Consider the following 16,196-nt stretch of genomic DNA (forward strand, 5'->3'; position numbering starts at 1 on the left):
CCCTTATCCCTGCTAGACGCGCCAAACGCCAAGCCCTGTTGGGGCTGATGTCTTCGCCCATGTCGCACAGATCATCATGCAACTTGCGGTATCCATAGACCTCGCCCCTCTCATCCCAAGCCTGCTTCAACAGCACCGTTTGGCGCTGATCCTCCAGCGCACGCTGACAAAAAGGTTCACGCAGCCATGCATAGAAGCCGCTCGGATGAACGGCCAGCATCCGGCACATAGCCCTGACGGCAAAGATTGGCCGGTGTTCGGCGATAAACGCATACCTCACCGGGATTCCCTGGCGAAGTATGCGGTCGCCTTTTTTAGGATGTCCCGTTCCTCCGTGACCCGCAGCAGATCTCGCTTCAACCGGCGGATCTCATCAGCTTGCGCATCGACCTCTTGGATCACCTTTGCGGGCCGCGAAAACTGCTTCTGCCATGTGTAGATCGACTTGGTGCTGACCCCCAATCGCTCGGCCACCTCGCGCACCGGGTAGCCCCGATCCTCGACCTGTGCGACCGCATCGCGCTTGAACTCATCTGTGAATTTGTTCGTGGACATATCGTCCTCCTTGCTTCCAAAATTACCAAGCAAGGCGTCTACAAATCTAGGGGCTATTCAGGGCTGGATATGGCCAATGCGATTTTCGGAAATGGCATCACCGCCACTTCGGCAACCTATAACAGATCTACGGTTTCTTCAGGCGTCTACTCGGGTGCGCTGACCACGATTGCGGGGGTCTCGCCGACAGATACAGGCGTGATTCTATCGACGGGCAACGTCGCGATTGACGAGGTGAACGCGGGCAAAAACCGTAACCTCTATCATGACAACACCTTGGATCAGTTCAACACCGAGATGGACGGTTTCACTATGTGATCTCGCTCAAGGCCCCGGTGAATGCGGGGCAGGTCAACACCATCAAGATCGGCATCGCTGATGCCAGCGATACGGCATATGATTCCAACCTGCTGATCATGGGTGACAGCGTTCAGACGATTGCGCTTGCGATTGATGACAAGATTAACATCACCGCCAACGGCACCCGCACCTTTGATATTCTGGCCAATGACCGCAACGCGGCGGGCACGACGCTGACCATCACCCAGATCAACGGGGTGAATGTGGTGGCAGGGCAAACAGTGACGTTGTTCACCGGGCAAACCTCGCGGCTGAACGCCGATGGCACCATCACCGTGACGGCCAATGGCACCAACGGGGTTGAGAGTTTCACCTATACCGTCAGCGATGGCACCAATACCAACGTGAGTTATGTGACGCTGACCTCCTCTGGCTCGGCCTCGCCGGATGGCATCGTGTCGGGCACCTCGGGCAATGACACCATCGACACCTCTTATGTTGGCAACCCGGATGGCGATAAGGTTGATAACAATGACGGGCTGGGGGTGCAGGGCACCACGGGCAACGCCGATCTGATCTATGCGAGCGCGGGCAATGACAGCACTTCTGCCGGAGTGGGCAATGATATTGTCTATGGCGGCTCGGGCAATCATACGGCGCTGGGCGGCGCGGGTGACGACAAGATTTACGGTGACGCTGGCAATGACCTGGTTGCCGCGGCGGCGGGCAACGACTCGGTTGAGGGCGGCGCTGGCAATGACACGCTGTATGGTGGGGCGGGCAACGACAGCTTTGTCGGTGACAGCGGGGCCGACAGCCCGTTCGGTGGCGATGATCGCGATACATTCTTCGGTGGGGCTGGCGATTGCATAGACGGTGGTGAGGGCGGTCACGATTATGACGTGCCCGACCTCACGGCCTACGGGTTTGCGGCCACAAATTTCCTCTACGACCCGCTGAACCACGAAAACGGCACGGTCAAGTTCTTGGATGCCACGGGTCATGTGACGGGTACGCTCAACTTCAGCCATATCGAGAAGGTCATCGCCTGTTTCACCCCCGGAACTTTAGTGCTGACAGCGTACGGCAAGGTCGCGGTTGAAGATCTGATGGTGGACGATCTGGTGCTGACCGGCGACAATGGTTTCCAACCAATCCGCTGGTTCGGGCGTCGCGATCCGTCGGCTGCCAAACTGGCGGCTGCACCACAGTTTAACCCGACGCGGATCGCGCAGCGCGCAATGGGACGTGGTCTGCCAGAGCGCGATATGCAGGTCAGCCCGCAGCACCGGATGCTGATCAACACCTCGCGCGCCGATCTGTTGTTCGGCGAGCCTGAGGTGTGGGCAGCCGCGATGCATCTGATCGGCATGCCCGGCATCACTCGGGCCACGCCGGGGCGGATCAGCTATTTCCACATCCTGTTCGATGAACATCAATTGGTCTGTGCCGATGGCGCTTGGAGCGAAAGCTTTCAGCCGGGCCAGCACACGTTGGCGGGGCTAGAGCGCGGACAGCGCCAAGAAATCTTCGCGCTTTTCCCAGACCTGAGTGCAGGCGTGTCCTATCCAGCGCGCGCATGATGTTGAAGTCAAAAGAGGCGCGCATGTTGCTGCATCATTGAACGTCCAGATGGCAACACTCATCAGTATGTACGCGCAGGGTAGCGGGCATTGTCCTCACAACAGAAACATACCCCAGTCTGGCCACATTTCGACCATGCGGAAGGGGTATTCCCAGTCTTAGAAATACTGGAATGGGCCCGCTTTGTGGTTACCTGTCGCAAAAAATTACCTCTGTGTCCCTGAGCGCCCGCCTGGGTTGCAGGGCCTTAAGGAACGTTGATCATGGCTGTGTTGAACTCTGGTCTCGGCGGCACCTCGGGCTACGGTGAGCAATCCTTCAAGACCACGGGCGGTTATACCGGGTCTTTGGATGACGGCTCGCGGTTGGTTGATATCAGCGGGGTTTTCGGCACCGGCGGCATGGATGTCTATGGCAGCCGCTTTACCTCTATTTATATCAACACCAATGGGTTGATCACCTTCACCTCGGCACAGCCGAGCTATACTCCAGCGGCCCTGACCACGCTGGGTCAACCTAGCCTTGCGCCGTTCTGGACCGATATCGACATCTCAAAAGGTGGCGATATCTATTGGGATATCGACGCCACCACGGGCAAGATCACCATCACTTGGCTGAACGTAGCACCCTATTCTGGCACGGGTACGAACAGCTTTCAGGCGGTGATCACCAATCTGGGCGGCGGTGATTTCGGCGTTGATTACCTTTATAACTCAATCGGCTACACCAACGGCTATGCGGGGCAGGCAACGGTTGGTATCTCGAATGGCACCACCTCGCAGACATTGCTGGAAGGCTCGGGCGATCCGGCTTTTCTTGCCACTTATGCGGGCAATGATTTCGACACCAATGATCCGGCTGGCGTCTATTCGATGCAGTTTGAGGCCGGACAGATGTTTCAGGGCGACGGCGTGGTCGATGGCACCGCTGGCAATGATCTGATCGACACATCCTACACCGGGGACCCGGACGGCGACCGCATTGATGCCAATGATGGCACAGGATATGCAGGCACCACGGGGCAGGCGGATTATGTGCTGGCGGGCGCGGGCAACGATACCGTCAATTCCGGTCTGGGCAATGACATCGTCTATGGTGGCAGCGGCAATGACGTCGTCAATGCGGGCGTCGGGAACGACACCGTATATGGCGATGATGGCAATGACAGCCTAGATGGCTCCAGCGGCAACGATGTCATCTATGGCGGCGCAGGCGATGACACGATCTCGGGCGGCACTGCCACCACAGGCACCACTTATACCCCGGTTTACACCGAAGTTACCGCCGCGTTGCAATCGGTTGCGGGCACCAACGGCCGCCCGAATTTCACCGTCAACACCGTATCGGGCGACAATGATCTGACCACCGGCACCTCTGGCACGTTGACTGGGTTCCGGCTGGGCAACACCGATGCGGTAGAAACCCACACCCACACCGCAAGCTCGCAGCTGGCTGGCGGGCAGATCCTGTTCAACGCCATCAACAGCAATGAAACGATGACCATCGTCATCGACGGTGTCACGATTAATCTGAACACCGCCATTGCCTCGGGTATGGTGACGTTCAACGGCAATGCGGTCTATGCGATCAACGCTTCAGGGCAAGTGATCCGCATCGGCGGTGGCGCAAGTTCGACCACCAACGGCACGCTGACGATCAACGTGCCCTTTACCAGCCTTTCGCTGACAGCGGGCGGCACCACGACCGGGACTGCGGCGGGTTTTTACTACGAGTTTTATGCCAACACCAACCCGCTGAACGTCGCAGCCGAGGCGGCGGGCGATGATTACCTGTCCGGTGGTTTGGGCAACGACAGCCTGCTTGGCTATGATGGCAATGACACTTTGTTCGGCGACGAGGGCAACGATACGCTCGACGGTGGCAACGGCAATGATAGCCTCAACGGCGGTATCGGTGATGACAGCCTGCTCGGGGCCGCAGGCAATGACACGCTGGCGGGCGGCGATGGTCGCGACAGCCTCTATGGTGGCGCGGATGCCGACAGCCTGACGGGCGATGCGGGCAATGACCTGCTGTACGGGGGTGACGGCAACGACACCCTTGATGGCGGCGCTGATAACGACACGCTTTATGGCGACGCTGGGAACGATAGTCTGCTCGGCGGCGCGGGCAACGACCTGCTGTACGGCGGCGACGGCAATGACATGCTGGATGGTGGCGCTGACAACGACACGCTCTACGGCGATGCGGGCAATGACAGTCTGCTGGGGGCTGCTGGCAACGACAGCCAGTTCGGCGGCGCGGGGAATGACACGCTTTACGGTGGCGATGGCGATGACAGCCTTGATGGTGGCACCGAGGCTGACAGCCTTTATGGCGATGCGGGCAATGACACGCTGAACGGCGGGGCTGGGGCTGACGGGCTCTACGGTGGCACCGGGATGGATTATGCCGATTACTCGGGCTCGGGTGCTGCGGTAAACATTGACCTTGCGGCGGGAACCGGGCTTGGTGGCGACGCGCAGGGTGATGTGCTGAACAGCATCGACGGTATTTTCGGCTCGGCGTTTGACGATACTCTGCTAGGCTATGACGGCGAAAGTACGCTGCCGGGCGATCTGTGGACCAACGTGCTGTATGGCGCTGTGGGCAATGACTACATCGACGGGCGCGGCGGTTCGGACAGCCTCTATGGCGGCACCGGCAACGATACGGTGATCGGCGGCGCGGGCAATGATCTGGTAGATGGCGGCGATGGCAATGACAGCCTGACCGGAGACGCGGGCAACGACACCCTGACGGGTGGCCTTGGCGATGACCGCCTCTACGGCGGCGCAGACAATGACACGCTGTCGGGCGATGCGGGCAACGATCTGCTCTATGGTGGCACCGGCAACGACAGCCTGCTGGGCGGTGCGGACAACGACACCCTCTACGGCGACGATGGTGCAGATACGCTTGATGGCGGCGCGGGCGCTGATCAGCTGTTTGGCGGGGCTGGCAATGACAGCCTGATCGGCGGCACGGAAAACGACACCCTGAACGGCGACGATGGCAACGATACGCTGCTGGGTGGCGCGGGCAACGACAGCCTGCTCGGCGGTTTGGGCAACGACGACTTGCTGGGCGAGGCGGGCAATGACACGCTTCTTGGTGGCGATGGCAATGATACGCTGGATGGCGGCACCGAAGCTGACAGCTTGCTCGGCGAGGCTGGTAATGACAGCCTGATCGGCGGCGATGGTGCAGACAGCCTTTACGGCGGCGCAGACAATGACACGCTGTCGGGCGACGCGGGCAACGATCTGCTCTATGGCAGCACCGGCAACGACAGCCTGTCGGGCGGCGCTGATAGCGATACGCTCTACGGCGAAGACGGTGCGGATAGCTTGGACGGCGGTGCGGGCAACGATCTGCTTTACGGCGGCAATGACAATGACACGCTGCTGGGCGGCGTGGACAATGACACGCTTTACGGCGATGCGGGCCATGACAGCTTGTTCGGCGGCGCTGGGCTGGACCAGTTGTTCGGCGGTGATGGAAATGACACGCTTCTCGGCGACGATGGCAACGACACGCTGTCGGGCGATCTGGGCAATGACAGCCTGTTTGGCGGATTGGGCAACGACCAGCTTTATGGCGGCGACGGCAACGATACATTGTTCGGTGATGCGGGCGATGACACGCTGGAAGGCGGGCAGGGCGCTGACAGCCTTGACGGCGGCGACGGCAACGACCTTCTCGACGGCGGTGCAGACAATGACACCCTGCTTGGTGGCGCGGGCAATGACACGTTGCTGGCCGGGGCGGGCGACGACTCGTTGGTTGGCGCAGATGGCAACGACAGCATAAATGCCTCGCTTGGCAATGATACCGTCGATGCCGGGGTGGCCGATGACAGTGTTGATGCAGGCTCTGGCAATGATCTGGTCTATGGCGGCGACGGGCAGGACAGCATTTTCGGCGGTGACGACACCGACACGCTTTATGGTGGCGCGGGCCACGACCTGATCTTTGGCGGCAACGGTAATGATCTGGTCTACGGCGATGCCGGCAATGACACGCTCTCAGGTGATGCGGGCAATGACACGCTTTATGGCGGTGCCGACAACGATCAGCTTTCCGGCGGTGATGGCAATGATCTGCTGTTTGGCGGACTTGGCAACGACGTGGTCTACGGGTCTGCGGGCGACGATACGCTTTATGGCGATGCCGGGGCAGACACGCTCTACGGTGGTGCGGGCAACGATCTGTTCGTTGTCGAGGGCAATTCCAACGCCTTCGGCGATGTGATTGTCGGCGGTGAGAATGTCGGCGACAATGACGTGCTCGATCTGACCAGCTGGGGTTGGGCGCGAACCAACATCATCTACGATCCGATGAACCCCGAGAATGGCGCGGTCGAGTTCCTTGATGGCGCGGGCCATGTGATTGGCACGATGACCTTCTCGAACATCGAGAAAGTCATCCCCTGCTTCACCCCCGGCGTGATGATCACTACAGATCGTGGCGATGTGGCAGTTGAGGATTTGCTTGCTGGCGATCTGCTCGTCACCCGCGATCATGGCTTGCAACCGATCCGCTGGATCGGTAGCCGCAAATTGGGGCTGGGGGATTTGATTGCCCAACCGCGCTTGCAGCCGGTGAAAATCGGCCAAGGCGCGCTGGGCGAGGGTCTGCCGCTGCGTGATACGCTGGTCTCGCCGCAACACCGCATGCTGATCGAAGGCGCTTTGCCAGAAATGCTGTTTGGCGAGGCCGAGGTGCTGGTGGCCGCCACGCATCTGATGGCCTTGGCGGGGGTCGTACAGATTTTGCCGCCGGGCGTGACTTATATTCACCTCCTGTTGAAGCATCATGAGATCATCCGCGCCAATGGTGCTTGGACCGAAAGCTTCCAACCCGCCGAGCGGATGCTGGATGCGTTGGAGGACGGACCACGCGCGGAAATCGCCGAATTGTTTCCCGAGCTGATGCTGGATCATGCCGATTACCCGGCGGCGCGTCTGACGCTGAAAGCACATGAGGCCAAGGTGCTGCTCTCGGCGTGATTTCTCGATTTCCGTCACGGAAATCGTGCCGGAATTCGTGTCGAATTCCGCCTGCTAGCCTTGTCGCCCCGCGCGCCACGCCGCCCAAGCTTCCGGCGTATCGAGATCCGTCAGCGCGTGCTGATCGGGCAGGGCGATCAGCCGCACGCGGTCGTGGTGCCGGATCAAAACGCTCCGCGCCCCCTCATCGCCGCGCAAGTCCTGTAATGCCGCCCACAAATCTGCCGAAAAAATCACCGGATGCCCCGGCCTGCCATCCGCACTTGCCCCGCGCAGAATGGCATCAGGCCTCTCATCGAAAGCCTCGATCATCACCGTCAAATCCGCTGCATCCAGCTCAGGCATATCCCCCGGCAGGATCATCAGCGCGCCCTGCGCCGCAGCCGCCCCGGCACGGATCGAGGCCGCCATGCCCTCGGCAGCATCCGCCAGGGGCAGCAGAATCACATCCAGCCCCGCCAAGGCGGCGGTCCGCGCCAGATCATCCCCCCGCAGCGTCACGATCACTCTGTTGCACACAGATCTTGCCAGCCGCGCCTGCCTGCGCAGTATCGGCTCTGCGTCTAGCAGTTCCAGTAACTTGTCGCCACCGCGCATCCGGCGGGCGGCCCCGGCGGCGGGGATCAGGATGGTCAGGTTCATGGAGTGAGGGTGACGCAAACAAAAACGCCGGTCAAGCGACCGGCGTTTTCTGTTTTATCAAACTGGACCTTAGCCACGCATCCGCGCGCCATCACCGTCAAACAGCGGGGCGAGATGCACCACAGCTTTGCGGCGTTCGCCCAAGATTTCGATGTGGCACTCCAAGCCATCCTGCACTTTGTCGGCAGGCAGGAACCCCTGCGCGACCGATTTCCCGGTGAAATGGCTGAAACCACCGCTGGTGCAGAAGCCAACCACCGCATCCTCCAGCCAGATCGGCTCCCATGCCACCACGTCCGCATCCGATGCATCGACGATGAACGACACCAGCTTGCGCTTCGGACCTGCGGCTTTCTCGGCGGTGGCCGCCGCTTTGCCGATCCAGTCGGCATCTTTGTTCCAGCGAATGAAGCGATCCAGACCCGTCTCGCAGGGAGTGTAATCCGGCGAGAACTCACGCCCCCATGATCCGAACCACTTGTCCAACCGCAAGCTCATCATCGCCCGCATCCCGAAGGCGCGCAGACCCAGATCGCTGCCCGCTGCGTTCAGCGTATCCCACAAATGCCGCACTGACATGTGATCGCAGAAAATCTCGTAGCCCAGATCGGCGGTGTAGCTGACGCGTTGCACGATGCAATTTGCCATCCCCACCGTCATCCGCTTCACATCCATGAACTTGAATGCAGCGCCCGACACATCCGAGCGCGTGACGCGGCTCAACAATTCCCGCGCATTCGGCCCGGCAATCTGGAAGCCCGAGCGTGCGTCCGAGACGTTTTCGACCGTCACCCCGTCCATCGCATTCTGCTCAAACCAGCGGTAATGCCAGCCCTGCGCGCCATAGCTGGCGGTCAGTTGGAATTCGGTTTCCGACAGGCAAGACACCGTGAAGTCACCGATGATCTTGCCGGAATGCGCCAGCATCGGCGTCAGGCTGAGGCGGCCAACCTTGGGGATATTCCCCGCCATGATCCGATCCAGCCAAGCCCGCGCGTTCGGCCCTTTGACGATATACTTGCCGAAGTTCTGCAACTCGTTGATGCCGACGCCCTCGCGCACCGCCATCACTTCCTGCCGCGTCGCCTCCCAAGCGTTGGAGCGTTTGAAGGTCGGCTCCTCATAGGTCGGTTCACCCTGCAGAGCGTAGTAGTTGACGACCTCAAGCCCATATTGCTGGCCCCAAACCGCATTCAGGGCATTGTTGGTGTCATACATCGGCGTGGTACGGAACGGCCGCGCCGCCGGACGCTCCTCGTTCGGATAGCCGACCGAAAAGCGCATCTGATAATTCTCGATCACCTTCGGCACGGTATAACCCGGCGTCGTCCAAGTGCCGAACCGCGAGACGTCAAAGCCGCGCGGGTCACGCTCGACCTCGCCCTCGATCATCCACTGCGCCAGCGCCAGCCCCATGCCGCCGCCTTGGCTAAAGCCTGCCATCACCGCGCAGGCCGACCAGTAGTTCTTCAAGCCCTGCACCGGGCCGATCAGCGGGTTGCCATCGGGGGCAAAAGTGAACGGCCCATGGATCACCCGTTTTACGCCCGTGCGCTCTAACACCGGGAAGCGGCGATAGGCGAAGTTCACAGAATCCTCGATCTTGTCAAACTGTTCGTTCAACAATTCATGGCCGAAATTCCACGGGGTGCCGTCCAAAGACCATGGCTCACAGGGTTTTTCATAAAAGCCAATACACAAACCCCGGCCTTCTTGGCGAAGATAAGACTCGCCACCCGGATCCATCACATGCGGGAATTCCTTGCCAGATTTCAGGATATCCATGATTTCAGGAATGTCATCGGTGACCAAATACTGATGCGCCATCGGCAACAGCGGCAGATAAACCCCCGCCATCGCGCCAATTTCGCGGGCCCAAAGCCCGCCTGCGTTCACCAGATGCTCACAATACACCGTGCCCTTTTCGGTGACAACTTCCCAACCCTCAGCGGTCGGGTTCGTCTCCAACACGCGGTTGTGCAGAACGATTTCCGCCCCGCCCATCCGCGCGGCTTTGGCATAGGCGTGGGTCGTCCCCGACGGGTCCAAATGCCCATCCAAGGGATCATACAAAGCCCCAACGATGCCTTCGAGATTCACCATGCCATAGGTGAATTTCTTGATCTCCTCTGGCCCCAAAATCTCGGTATCCAGCCCCATATAGCGGTGCTTGGCACGCTCTGCGATCAGTTGATCAAATCGCGCCTGATTGTCGGCCAAGGTGATGCCGCCAACATGGTGCAGGCCGCAAGACATCCCGGTGATCGCCTCCAGCTCTTTATAAAGCCGGATCGTATAGCCCTGCAAAGCCGCCATATTGGTGTCGCCGTTCAGCGTATGAAACCCGCCCGCCGCATGCCAAGTGGAACCGGAGGTCAACTCCGACCGCTCAATCAGCATCACATCCGACCAGCCGAGTTTGGTCAAATGATACAGAACCGAGCAGCCGACAACGCCGCCGCCAATCACAACAACGCGGGTATGGGTTTTCATCTGGGAATCCTTTTGCAAGCGCAGGGCCGTAGCCCTTTTGCGCCAAAATAGGCGCTTCAACGCAAATCACCGCCCCATCCGCGACAAAATGCGTCGCAAATGACGTGCTTCGACCGCGGTGGACCGCAACCTCCGATCATAGTAGCAAGGGCGCAGCAACGGAGGCGCAGATGCTGGGTAAACTTTGGCCGATCCTAATTGGCGTGGCAGTGGTCATGGCCGCCCTTGTGGCAATGCGTCCGCTGCTGCCGATTGACGAGACCCGCTACCTTTCCGTCGCGTGGGAGATGTGGCTGTCGGGCGACCCGGTGCATCTGACCAAAAACGGCGAGATGTATACCCATAAAACCCCGCTGCTGTTCGTGCTGATCAACCTCGTCTGGCTGGTCACAGGTGTCAGCGAATTCGCCGCCCGCCTCGTCGGCCCCGCCTGTGCTGTTGGAATGGTTGCAGGCACCGCGATGCTCGCCCGCCGCTTGTGGCCCGCCGAAAACCTCGGGATCCGCGCCGCGCTGATCCTTGCAGGTTTCCCGGTTTTCCTGATCTACGGTTCCGCCACGATGTTCGACGCACTTCTGGCGCTCGGCGTGCTTGGCGGCATCGCAGCACTTTGGAGCATCGGTCAGGGCAGGGGTGGCTGGCCGCTGTTCGGCTTGGCACTCGCTTTCGGCGTCTATGCCAAAGGTCCGGTCATCCTCGTCCACCTGATGCCCGTTTTGCTGACCATGCCCTACTGGGCGCCAAACCCACCCAAAACCGCCCAAATTGCCAAGGGTTTCGGCGGCGCACTTCTCATTGCCCTCGCCCTGATCGCGCTCTGGCTGGTCCCCACGCTCCTCACCGCCACCCCCGAATTCCGCACCGAACTGCTCTGGACCCAATCCGCCGCGCGCGTTGCGGGCGGCATGGCGCACGACCGCCCGTTCTGGTTCCTCGCAACCCTACTGCCGCTTTTGCTGTTCCCATGGGGCTGGTCGATCCGCCTGTGGTACGGCTTCAAAGGCACATGGAGCGATCCCGCGATCAAACTCTGCACGATCTGGGCAGGCTCAACCCTGATCCTGTTCTCGTTGATTTCCGGCAAACAAGCACATTACCTGCTGCCCGCCTATCCCGCGATGGCCCTACTTTTCGCCCATGCCTCAATCCGGGCCAAATCCGGCAGCCTTGCTTGGGTCGCCCTGCTGCTGATCGCCGCTGGGGCAGGGGCAGTGGGCCTCGGCCTGATCCCCGCCAAAGCTGATCTCGCCCCACTGGCCCCGTACTGGCCGCTCACCGCTTTCGCCGCCCTCTGCCTGATCCTCGCCCTGTTGATCTGGCGCTTGCCCAGTATCCCCGGCCACCTGCTGGCGGGCATAGGCCTAACCCTTGGCATCCACGCCATCATTGCCACCACCGGGCTCTATGCTGCCTATGACGGCCAAGCCCTTGCCACCACCCTCGCCGCCGATGAAGCCGAAGGCCTCGCCGTCACGAACGCCGAATACAACGCCGAGATCAACTTCCTCGCTCGTTTGACCACAAATGTCGCCCTGACCCCCGATCTGCCAAGCCTGACCGCTTGGGCGCAAACCCACCCGAACGGCATGATCTTTGGCCGCATAAAAGAAAACCCGCTGACGGCAGCGCCGCAGCAGGTTTTCCATTTCATGGCGCAGGATTGGGGCCTCTGGCCTGCTACTTCTCTGGGATCAACCCCTTAGGACTAAACCTGAGCACCAACAGCAAAACTGCGCCCAACGTCACCAAGCGCAAATGCGGGGCGGCATCAATCAGATGCGCCTTCAAGGCACCTGCTGGCAGCGGATAGGTCAGATAGCCCATGAACACCGGGCCTGCGTTTTCAACGATCAACCACAGCCAGCCCAAAAGCAAACCGCCCAGAACCGCGCCCCAGTTGTTGCCAGAGCCCCCAACAATCACCATCACCCAGATCAAAAACGTAAACCGCAGCGGTGAGTAATTGCCCGGCGTCAACTGCCCCTCCATCGAGGTAAGCATCGCGCCTGCCATCCCCACCACAGCCGAGCCGATGATGAAAATCTGCAAATGCCGGGCGGTGACGTTCTTACCCATCGCCGCCGCCGAGACTTCATTGTCGCGGATCGCCCGCATCATCCGGCCCCAAGGGCTGTTCAGCATCCGCTCTGATACCCAGATCAGCGCCAGCAGAACCAGACCAAAGATCAGCATATACAGCAGCTTGACCAGAATGGTGGAGGAGGTGATCAGCTCAAACCCCCAACTCTGCGCCCACCCGATAAACTCTGGCGATTTCTGCAAATCAACCTCATACGGCACCGGCCAAGGCCGCGGCAGACCGACGAGGTTCTTCACCCCGCGCGACAGCCAGTCCTCGTTCTTCATCACTGCCAGCACGATCTCGGCAATCCCCAGCGTCGCAATCGCCAGATAATCCGAGCGCAGACCCAAAGCCACCTTGCCAATCGCCCAAGCTGCGACCCCTGCGAACAGCGCGCCGACTGGCCAAGACAGCAACGAAGGCAAACCGAAGCCGCCAATATTGCCATAGACCGCCGGGTTAAACGCCTCAATCGCCGTCACCGCCGGGTCATAAATCGCGCGATAGGCAAAGAAGCCGCCGACCAGGATCGCAGCCACCGTCCAGTTGCGCGCGTGGCCGGCCAGCCGCCGATAAGCCGCCACCGCCGCCGCGATCACCGCAAGCCCGAACGCAAGGCTCAACAGCAACCGAGGCCCACCCGCCGCCCAAGCTTCGGGCACTGGCTGGGCTGAAACCACCACCACCGCCAAACCGCCCAACGCCACCGAGCCCATGATCCCGGTCGAAAACAACCCAGCATAGCCCCATTGCATATTCACGCCCAAGGCCATGATCGCGCTCAGGATGCCGATGTTGAAGATTTGCAGGCTGAGGTTCCAGCTTTGCATCAGGCCGGTCAGCACGAACAGCAGACCGACGCCCGCGAAAAGCATCACATTGCGGTGCATGTCATTTCCCCTTAAAAATGCCGGTCGGCATGAACAGCAGCACGATGATCAGGATCGAGAAACTGACTGCGAATTTGTAATCGGTCGACAATAGTTGCAGCAGCTGCGTCGGGGCCAGGTCAACCGAAGCCAGATACAGCACCACCTTTTTCCACGCATAGGTCACAAAGACCTCGGAAAACGCGATGACAAAGCCGCCCGCAATCGCCCCCAGCGGATTGCCCAAACCGCCCACGACCGCTGCCGCCGCAATCGGCAACAGCAGTTGGAAATAGATGAAGGGGCGGAACGACTTATCAATGCCATACAGCGTGCCCGCGATCACCGCCAAAGCCGTGGCAATGATCCAAGTCACCATCACCACCTTTTCAGGGTTGATGCCCGACAGCAGCGCCAGATCCTCGTTATCCGAGAACGCCCGCATCGACTTGCCAGTGCGGGTTTTCTGCAAGAACCAGAACAGCAAGCCTACACAGACCGCCGCCATCACCACCGTGATCGCCGTGGTGGATTTGATCGCCAGACCCTCTTGCAGCCCGGTCATGTCCTTGAACTGCTGCGCCGTCATCACAAACCGCCCGCCATCGGCAAAGCTTTGTTCCTCTGGCCCGATGATCATCCGGGTCAACCCGTTCAGGATGAACATCACGCCGGTCGAGACGATCACCAGAATGATCGAGGCCGCCTTCTTTTGCCGATAGAACCGATACACCACTCGGTCCGTCGCCAGCACAAATGCGCAAGTGATCGCAATCCCGAAGGGCAGCGCGAGCAGCGCCGTTGGCAGCGGTCCAGCACTGATGCCCATGCTTTGGAACCACCAGGTGATCAGGATCACCCACATCGTGCCAAAGGCCATAGTATCGCCATGCGCAAAGTTGGAAAACCGCAGGATGCCGAACACCAAGGTCAACCCCAGCGCCCCCAGCGCAAGCTGGCTGCCATAGGCAAAGCCCGGCACCACAACGAAGTTCAGAAAGGCCACAAGGGCGTTGAGCATATCCATGGCCTCAGCCCCCCAAGAACGAACGACGGACTTCGGGATCGGCAAGCAGCGCTTGGCCCGTGTCGGTAAAGCGATTGGCGCCCTGCACCAGAACATAGCCTTTGTCGGCAATATCAAGCGCTTGGCGGGCGTTTTGTTCCACCATCAGAATGGAAATCCCGGTGCGGGCGACCTCGATGATGCGGTCAAACAACTCGTCCATCACAATCGGCGACACGCCAGCGGTCGGCTCGTCCAGCATCAAAACCTTCGGCTGCGTCATCAGCGCGCGACCCACGGCGACCTGCTGACGTTGCCCGCCAGACAATTCCCCCGCTGCCTGATAGCGCTTTTGCTTCAGGATCGGAAACAGATCATAGATCTGCGCCATGGTGTCCTTGATGTCATCAGTGCGAATAAACGCGCCCATCTCAAGGTTTTCTTCCACCGTCATCGAGGTGAAAATATTGCTGGTCTGCGGCACAAAGCCCATGCCCTTATGCACGCGCGCCTGCGGCGAAAGCTTGGTGATATCCTCACCGTCCAGCATCACCCGGCCACCGCGCAGATTGAGCATGCCAAAAACCGCCTTCATCGCTGTGGATTTGCCCGCGCCATTCGGACCCACGATCACCGCGATCTGGCCTTTTTCGACGGCAATCGTGCAGTTGTGCAGAATATCGACCGGGCCATAGCCACCCGTCATATTCTCACCAATCAGGAAGGGTTCAGACATGCGCCGCTTCCTTCACCTTGTTCTTCAGCCCGGTGCCCAAATAAGCCTCAATGACCTTTTCGTTGTTCTTCACTTCCTCAACCGTCCCCTGCGCCAGCACTTTGCCCTCGGCCATGCAGATCACGGGGTTGCAGATGCGGGCGATGAAATCCATGTCATGTTCGATGACGCAGAACGTATAGCCGCGCTCTTTGTTCAGCCGCACGATGGCATCGCCAATGGTGTTCAAGAGTGTGCGGTTCACGCCCGCGCCGACCTCATCGAGAAACACCATCTTGGCATCGACCATCATGGTGCGACCCAACTCCAGCAGCTTTTTCTGCCCGCCCGAGATATTGGCGGCGCGTTGATCGGCCAGATGGGTGATCGTCAGAAATTCCAACACCTCATCGGCCTTCTCGCGGATGCGCTTTTCCTCGGCAGCCACAGCGCCACGGCGGAAACAGGCGTTCCACAGGCTTTCCCCGGATTGCGCCGCTGGCACCATCATCAGGTTTTCCCGCACCGTCATGCTGCCAAATTCATGCGCGATCTGGAAGGTGCGCAGCAGACCCTTGCCGAACAACTCATGCGGCGGCAGCCCGGTGATATCTTCGCCCGCCATCTTCACCCGTCCGCTGGTTGGTGGAAGCCGTCCTGCGATCACGTTGAACAATGTGGTCTTGCCCGCGCCATTCGGCCCGATCAGCCCGGTGATCGACCCGGCCTTTATCTCCAATGATGCACCATCAACAGCCCTAAAGCCGCCGAAATGCCTGTGCAGGTCTTCGACAACGATCATATTTCCCCCTAGTCCCCGCTTCTTGTCATGGAATCCCATGCGAGCGTGTTTGGTTGCATGGCAAGCCATGCTGCCGTTTTGGTTTGCATGGAACCCCATGCGGGCGCGTTTACTTACAGCAACGGCCCGAGGCGT

The 16,196-nt window shown here is 60.0% G+C and carries 10 protein-coding genes and 1 pseudogene; 4 read left to right on the forward strand and 7 right to left on the reverse strand.

Annotated elements, in window-relative coordinates; genetic code table 11:
• Window positions 1-555: pseudogene (locus AKV04_RS27045) on the reverse strand (transposase); the annotation flags it as partial.
• A 69-nt stretch (window positions 556-624) separates the two neighbouring features.
• On the opposite strand from AKV04_RS27045, the gene AKV04_RS08015 reads away from it, so the two are divergent.
• The 3 genes from AKV04_RS08015 to AKV04_RS27690 all read left to right on the forward strand — a co-directional run bounded on the left by AKV04_RS08015 (window position 625) and on the right by AKV04_RS27690 (window position 7,451).
• Window positions 625-873 (forward strand): hypothetical protein, encoded by a 249-nt coding sequence (locus tag AKV04_RS08015; protein ID WP_054005941.1) that lies wholly within the window; start codon window positions 625-627, stop codon window positions 871-873.
• Window positions 870-2,438 carry a Hint domain-containing protein gene (locus AKV04_RS08020; RefSeq protein ID WP_054005942.1) on the forward strand — a complete coding sequence of 523 codons (1,569 nt, stop codon included), beginning with the start codon at window positions 870-872 and terminating at the stop codon, window positions 2,436-2,438. The genes AKV04_RS08015 and AKV04_RS08020 overlap by 4 nt, the downstream gene beginning before the upstream one ends.
• A gap of 264 nt (window positions 2,439-2,702) precedes the next feature.
• Window positions 2,703-7,451, forward strand: coding sequence for a Hint domain-containing protein (locus AKV04_RS27690; RefSeq protein WP_054005943.1), 4,749 nt, complete (start codon window positions 2,703-2,705; stop codon window positions 7,449-7,451).
• 54 nt (window positions 7,452-7,505) lie between these two features.
• On the opposite strand, the gene AKV04_RS08030 is transcribed toward AKV04_RS27690, so the two are convergent.
• Both AKV04_RS08030 and AKV04_RS08035 read right to left on the reverse strand, forming a co-directional pair.
• Complete coding sequence (locus tag AKV04_RS08030; protein WP_054005944.1) at window positions 7,506-8,093, reverse strand: nucleotidyltransferase family protein; 588 nt, start codon at window positions 8,091-8,093, stop codon at window positions 7,506-7,508.
• Window positions 8,094-8,162: 69 nt separating this feature from the next.
• The gene (locus tag AKV04_RS08035) at window positions 8,163-10,586 is read right to left on the reverse strand and encodes a GcvT family protein (RefSeq protein WP_054005945.1); all 2,424 of its coding nucleotides are present in this window, start codon (window positions 10,584-10,586) and stop codon (window positions 8,163-8,165) included.
• Window positions 10,587-10,756: 170 nt separating this feature from the next.
• Between AKV04_RS08035 and AKV04_RS08040 the strand changes: the two genes are divergently transcribed.
• Window positions 10,757-12,289 (forward strand): ArnT family glycosyltransferase, encoded by a 1,533-nt coding sequence (locus AKV04_RS08040; protein ID WP_054005946.1) that lies wholly within the window; start codon window positions 10,757-10,759, stop codon window positions 12,287-12,289.
• On the opposite strand, the gene AKV04_RS08045 is transcribed toward AKV04_RS08040, so the two are convergent.
• The 4 genes from AKV04_RS08045 to AKV04_RS08060 are packed head-to-tail and all read right to left on the reverse strand — an operon-like array spanning window position 12,264 to window position 16,061.
• Window positions 12,264-13,559 carry a branched-chain amino acid ABC transporter permease gene (locus AKV04_RS08045; protein WP_054005947.1) on the reverse strand — a complete coding sequence of 432 codons (1,296 nt, stop codon included), beginning with the start codon at window positions 13,557-13,559 and terminating at the stop codon, window positions 12,264-12,266. The two genes, AKV04_RS08040 and AKV04_RS08045, sit on opposite strands and share 26 nt — an antisense overlap.
• A 1-nt stretch (window position 13,560) precedes the next feature.
• Entirely contained in the window at window positions 13,561-14,565 is a 1,005-nt protein-coding gene (locus tag AKV04_RS08050) for a branched-chain amino acid ABC transporter permease (protein ID WP_054005948.1), read from the reverse strand.
• A gap of 4 nt (window positions 14,566-14,569) precedes the next feature.
• The gene (locus tag AKV04_RS08055; RefSeq protein ID WP_054005949.1) at window positions 14,570-15,280 is read right to left on the reverse strand and encodes an ABC transporter ATP-binding protein; all 711 of its coding nucleotides are present in this window, start codon (window positions 15,278-15,280) and stop codon (window positions 14,570-14,572) included.
• On the reverse strand, window positions 15,273-16,061 hold the full coding sequence (locus AKV04_RS08060) for an ABC transporter ATP-binding protein (protein WP_054005950.1): 789 nt from the start codon (window positions 16,059-16,061) through the stop codon (window positions 15,273-15,275). Before AKV04_RS08060 ends, AKV04_RS08055 begins: the two co-directional genes overlap by 8 nt.
• Window positions 16,062-16,196 lie beyond the last annotated feature (135 nt).

This window comes from Cypionkella psychrotolerans (assembly GCF_001294535.1).
Lineage (GTDB): Bacteria > Pseudomonadota > Alphaproteobacteria > Rhodobacterales > Rhodobacteraceae > Cypionkella > Cypionkella psychrotolerans.

Excerpts from the sequence above, each read along its gene's own strand:
- AKV04_RS08045 (WP_054005947.1), bottom strand. The coding sequence starts at position 13,559 with ATGCACCGCAATGTGATGCTTTTCGCGGGCGTCGGTCTGCTGTTCGTG.
- AKV04_RS08015 (WP_054005941.1), top strand. The coding sequence starts at position 625 with ATGGCCAATGCGATTTTCGGAAATGGCATCACCGCCACTTCGGCAACC.
- AKV04_RS08035 (WP_054005945.1), bottom strand. The coding sequence starts at position 10,586 with ATGAAAACCCATACCCGCGTTGTTGTGATTGGCGGCGGCGTTGTCGGC.
- AKV04_RS08050 (WP_054005948.1), bottom strand. The coding sequence starts at position 14,565 with ATGGATATGCTCAACGCCCTTGTGGCCTTTCTGAACTTCGTTGTGGTG.
- AKV04_RS08055 (WP_054005949.1), bottom strand. The coding sequence starts at position 15,280 with ATGTCTGAACCCTTCCTGATTGGTGAGAATATGACGGGTGGCTATGGC.
- AKV04_RS08030 (WP_054005944.1), bottom strand. The coding sequence starts at position 8,093 with ATGAACCTGACCATCCTGATCCCCGCCGCCGGGGCCGCCCGCCGGATG.
- AKV04_RS08060 (WP_054005950.1), bottom strand. The coding sequence starts at position 16,061 with ATGATCGTTGTCGAAGACCTGCACAGGCATTTCGGCGGCTTTAGGGCT.
- AKV04_RS08040 (WP_054005946.1), top strand. The coding sequence starts at position 10,757 with ATGCTGGGTAAACTTTGGCCGATCCTAATTGGCGTGGCAGTGGTCATG.
- AKV04_RS27690 (WP_054005943.1), top strand. The coding sequence starts at position 2,703 with ATGGCTGTGTTGAACTCTGGTCTCGGCGGCACCTCGGGCTACGGTGAG.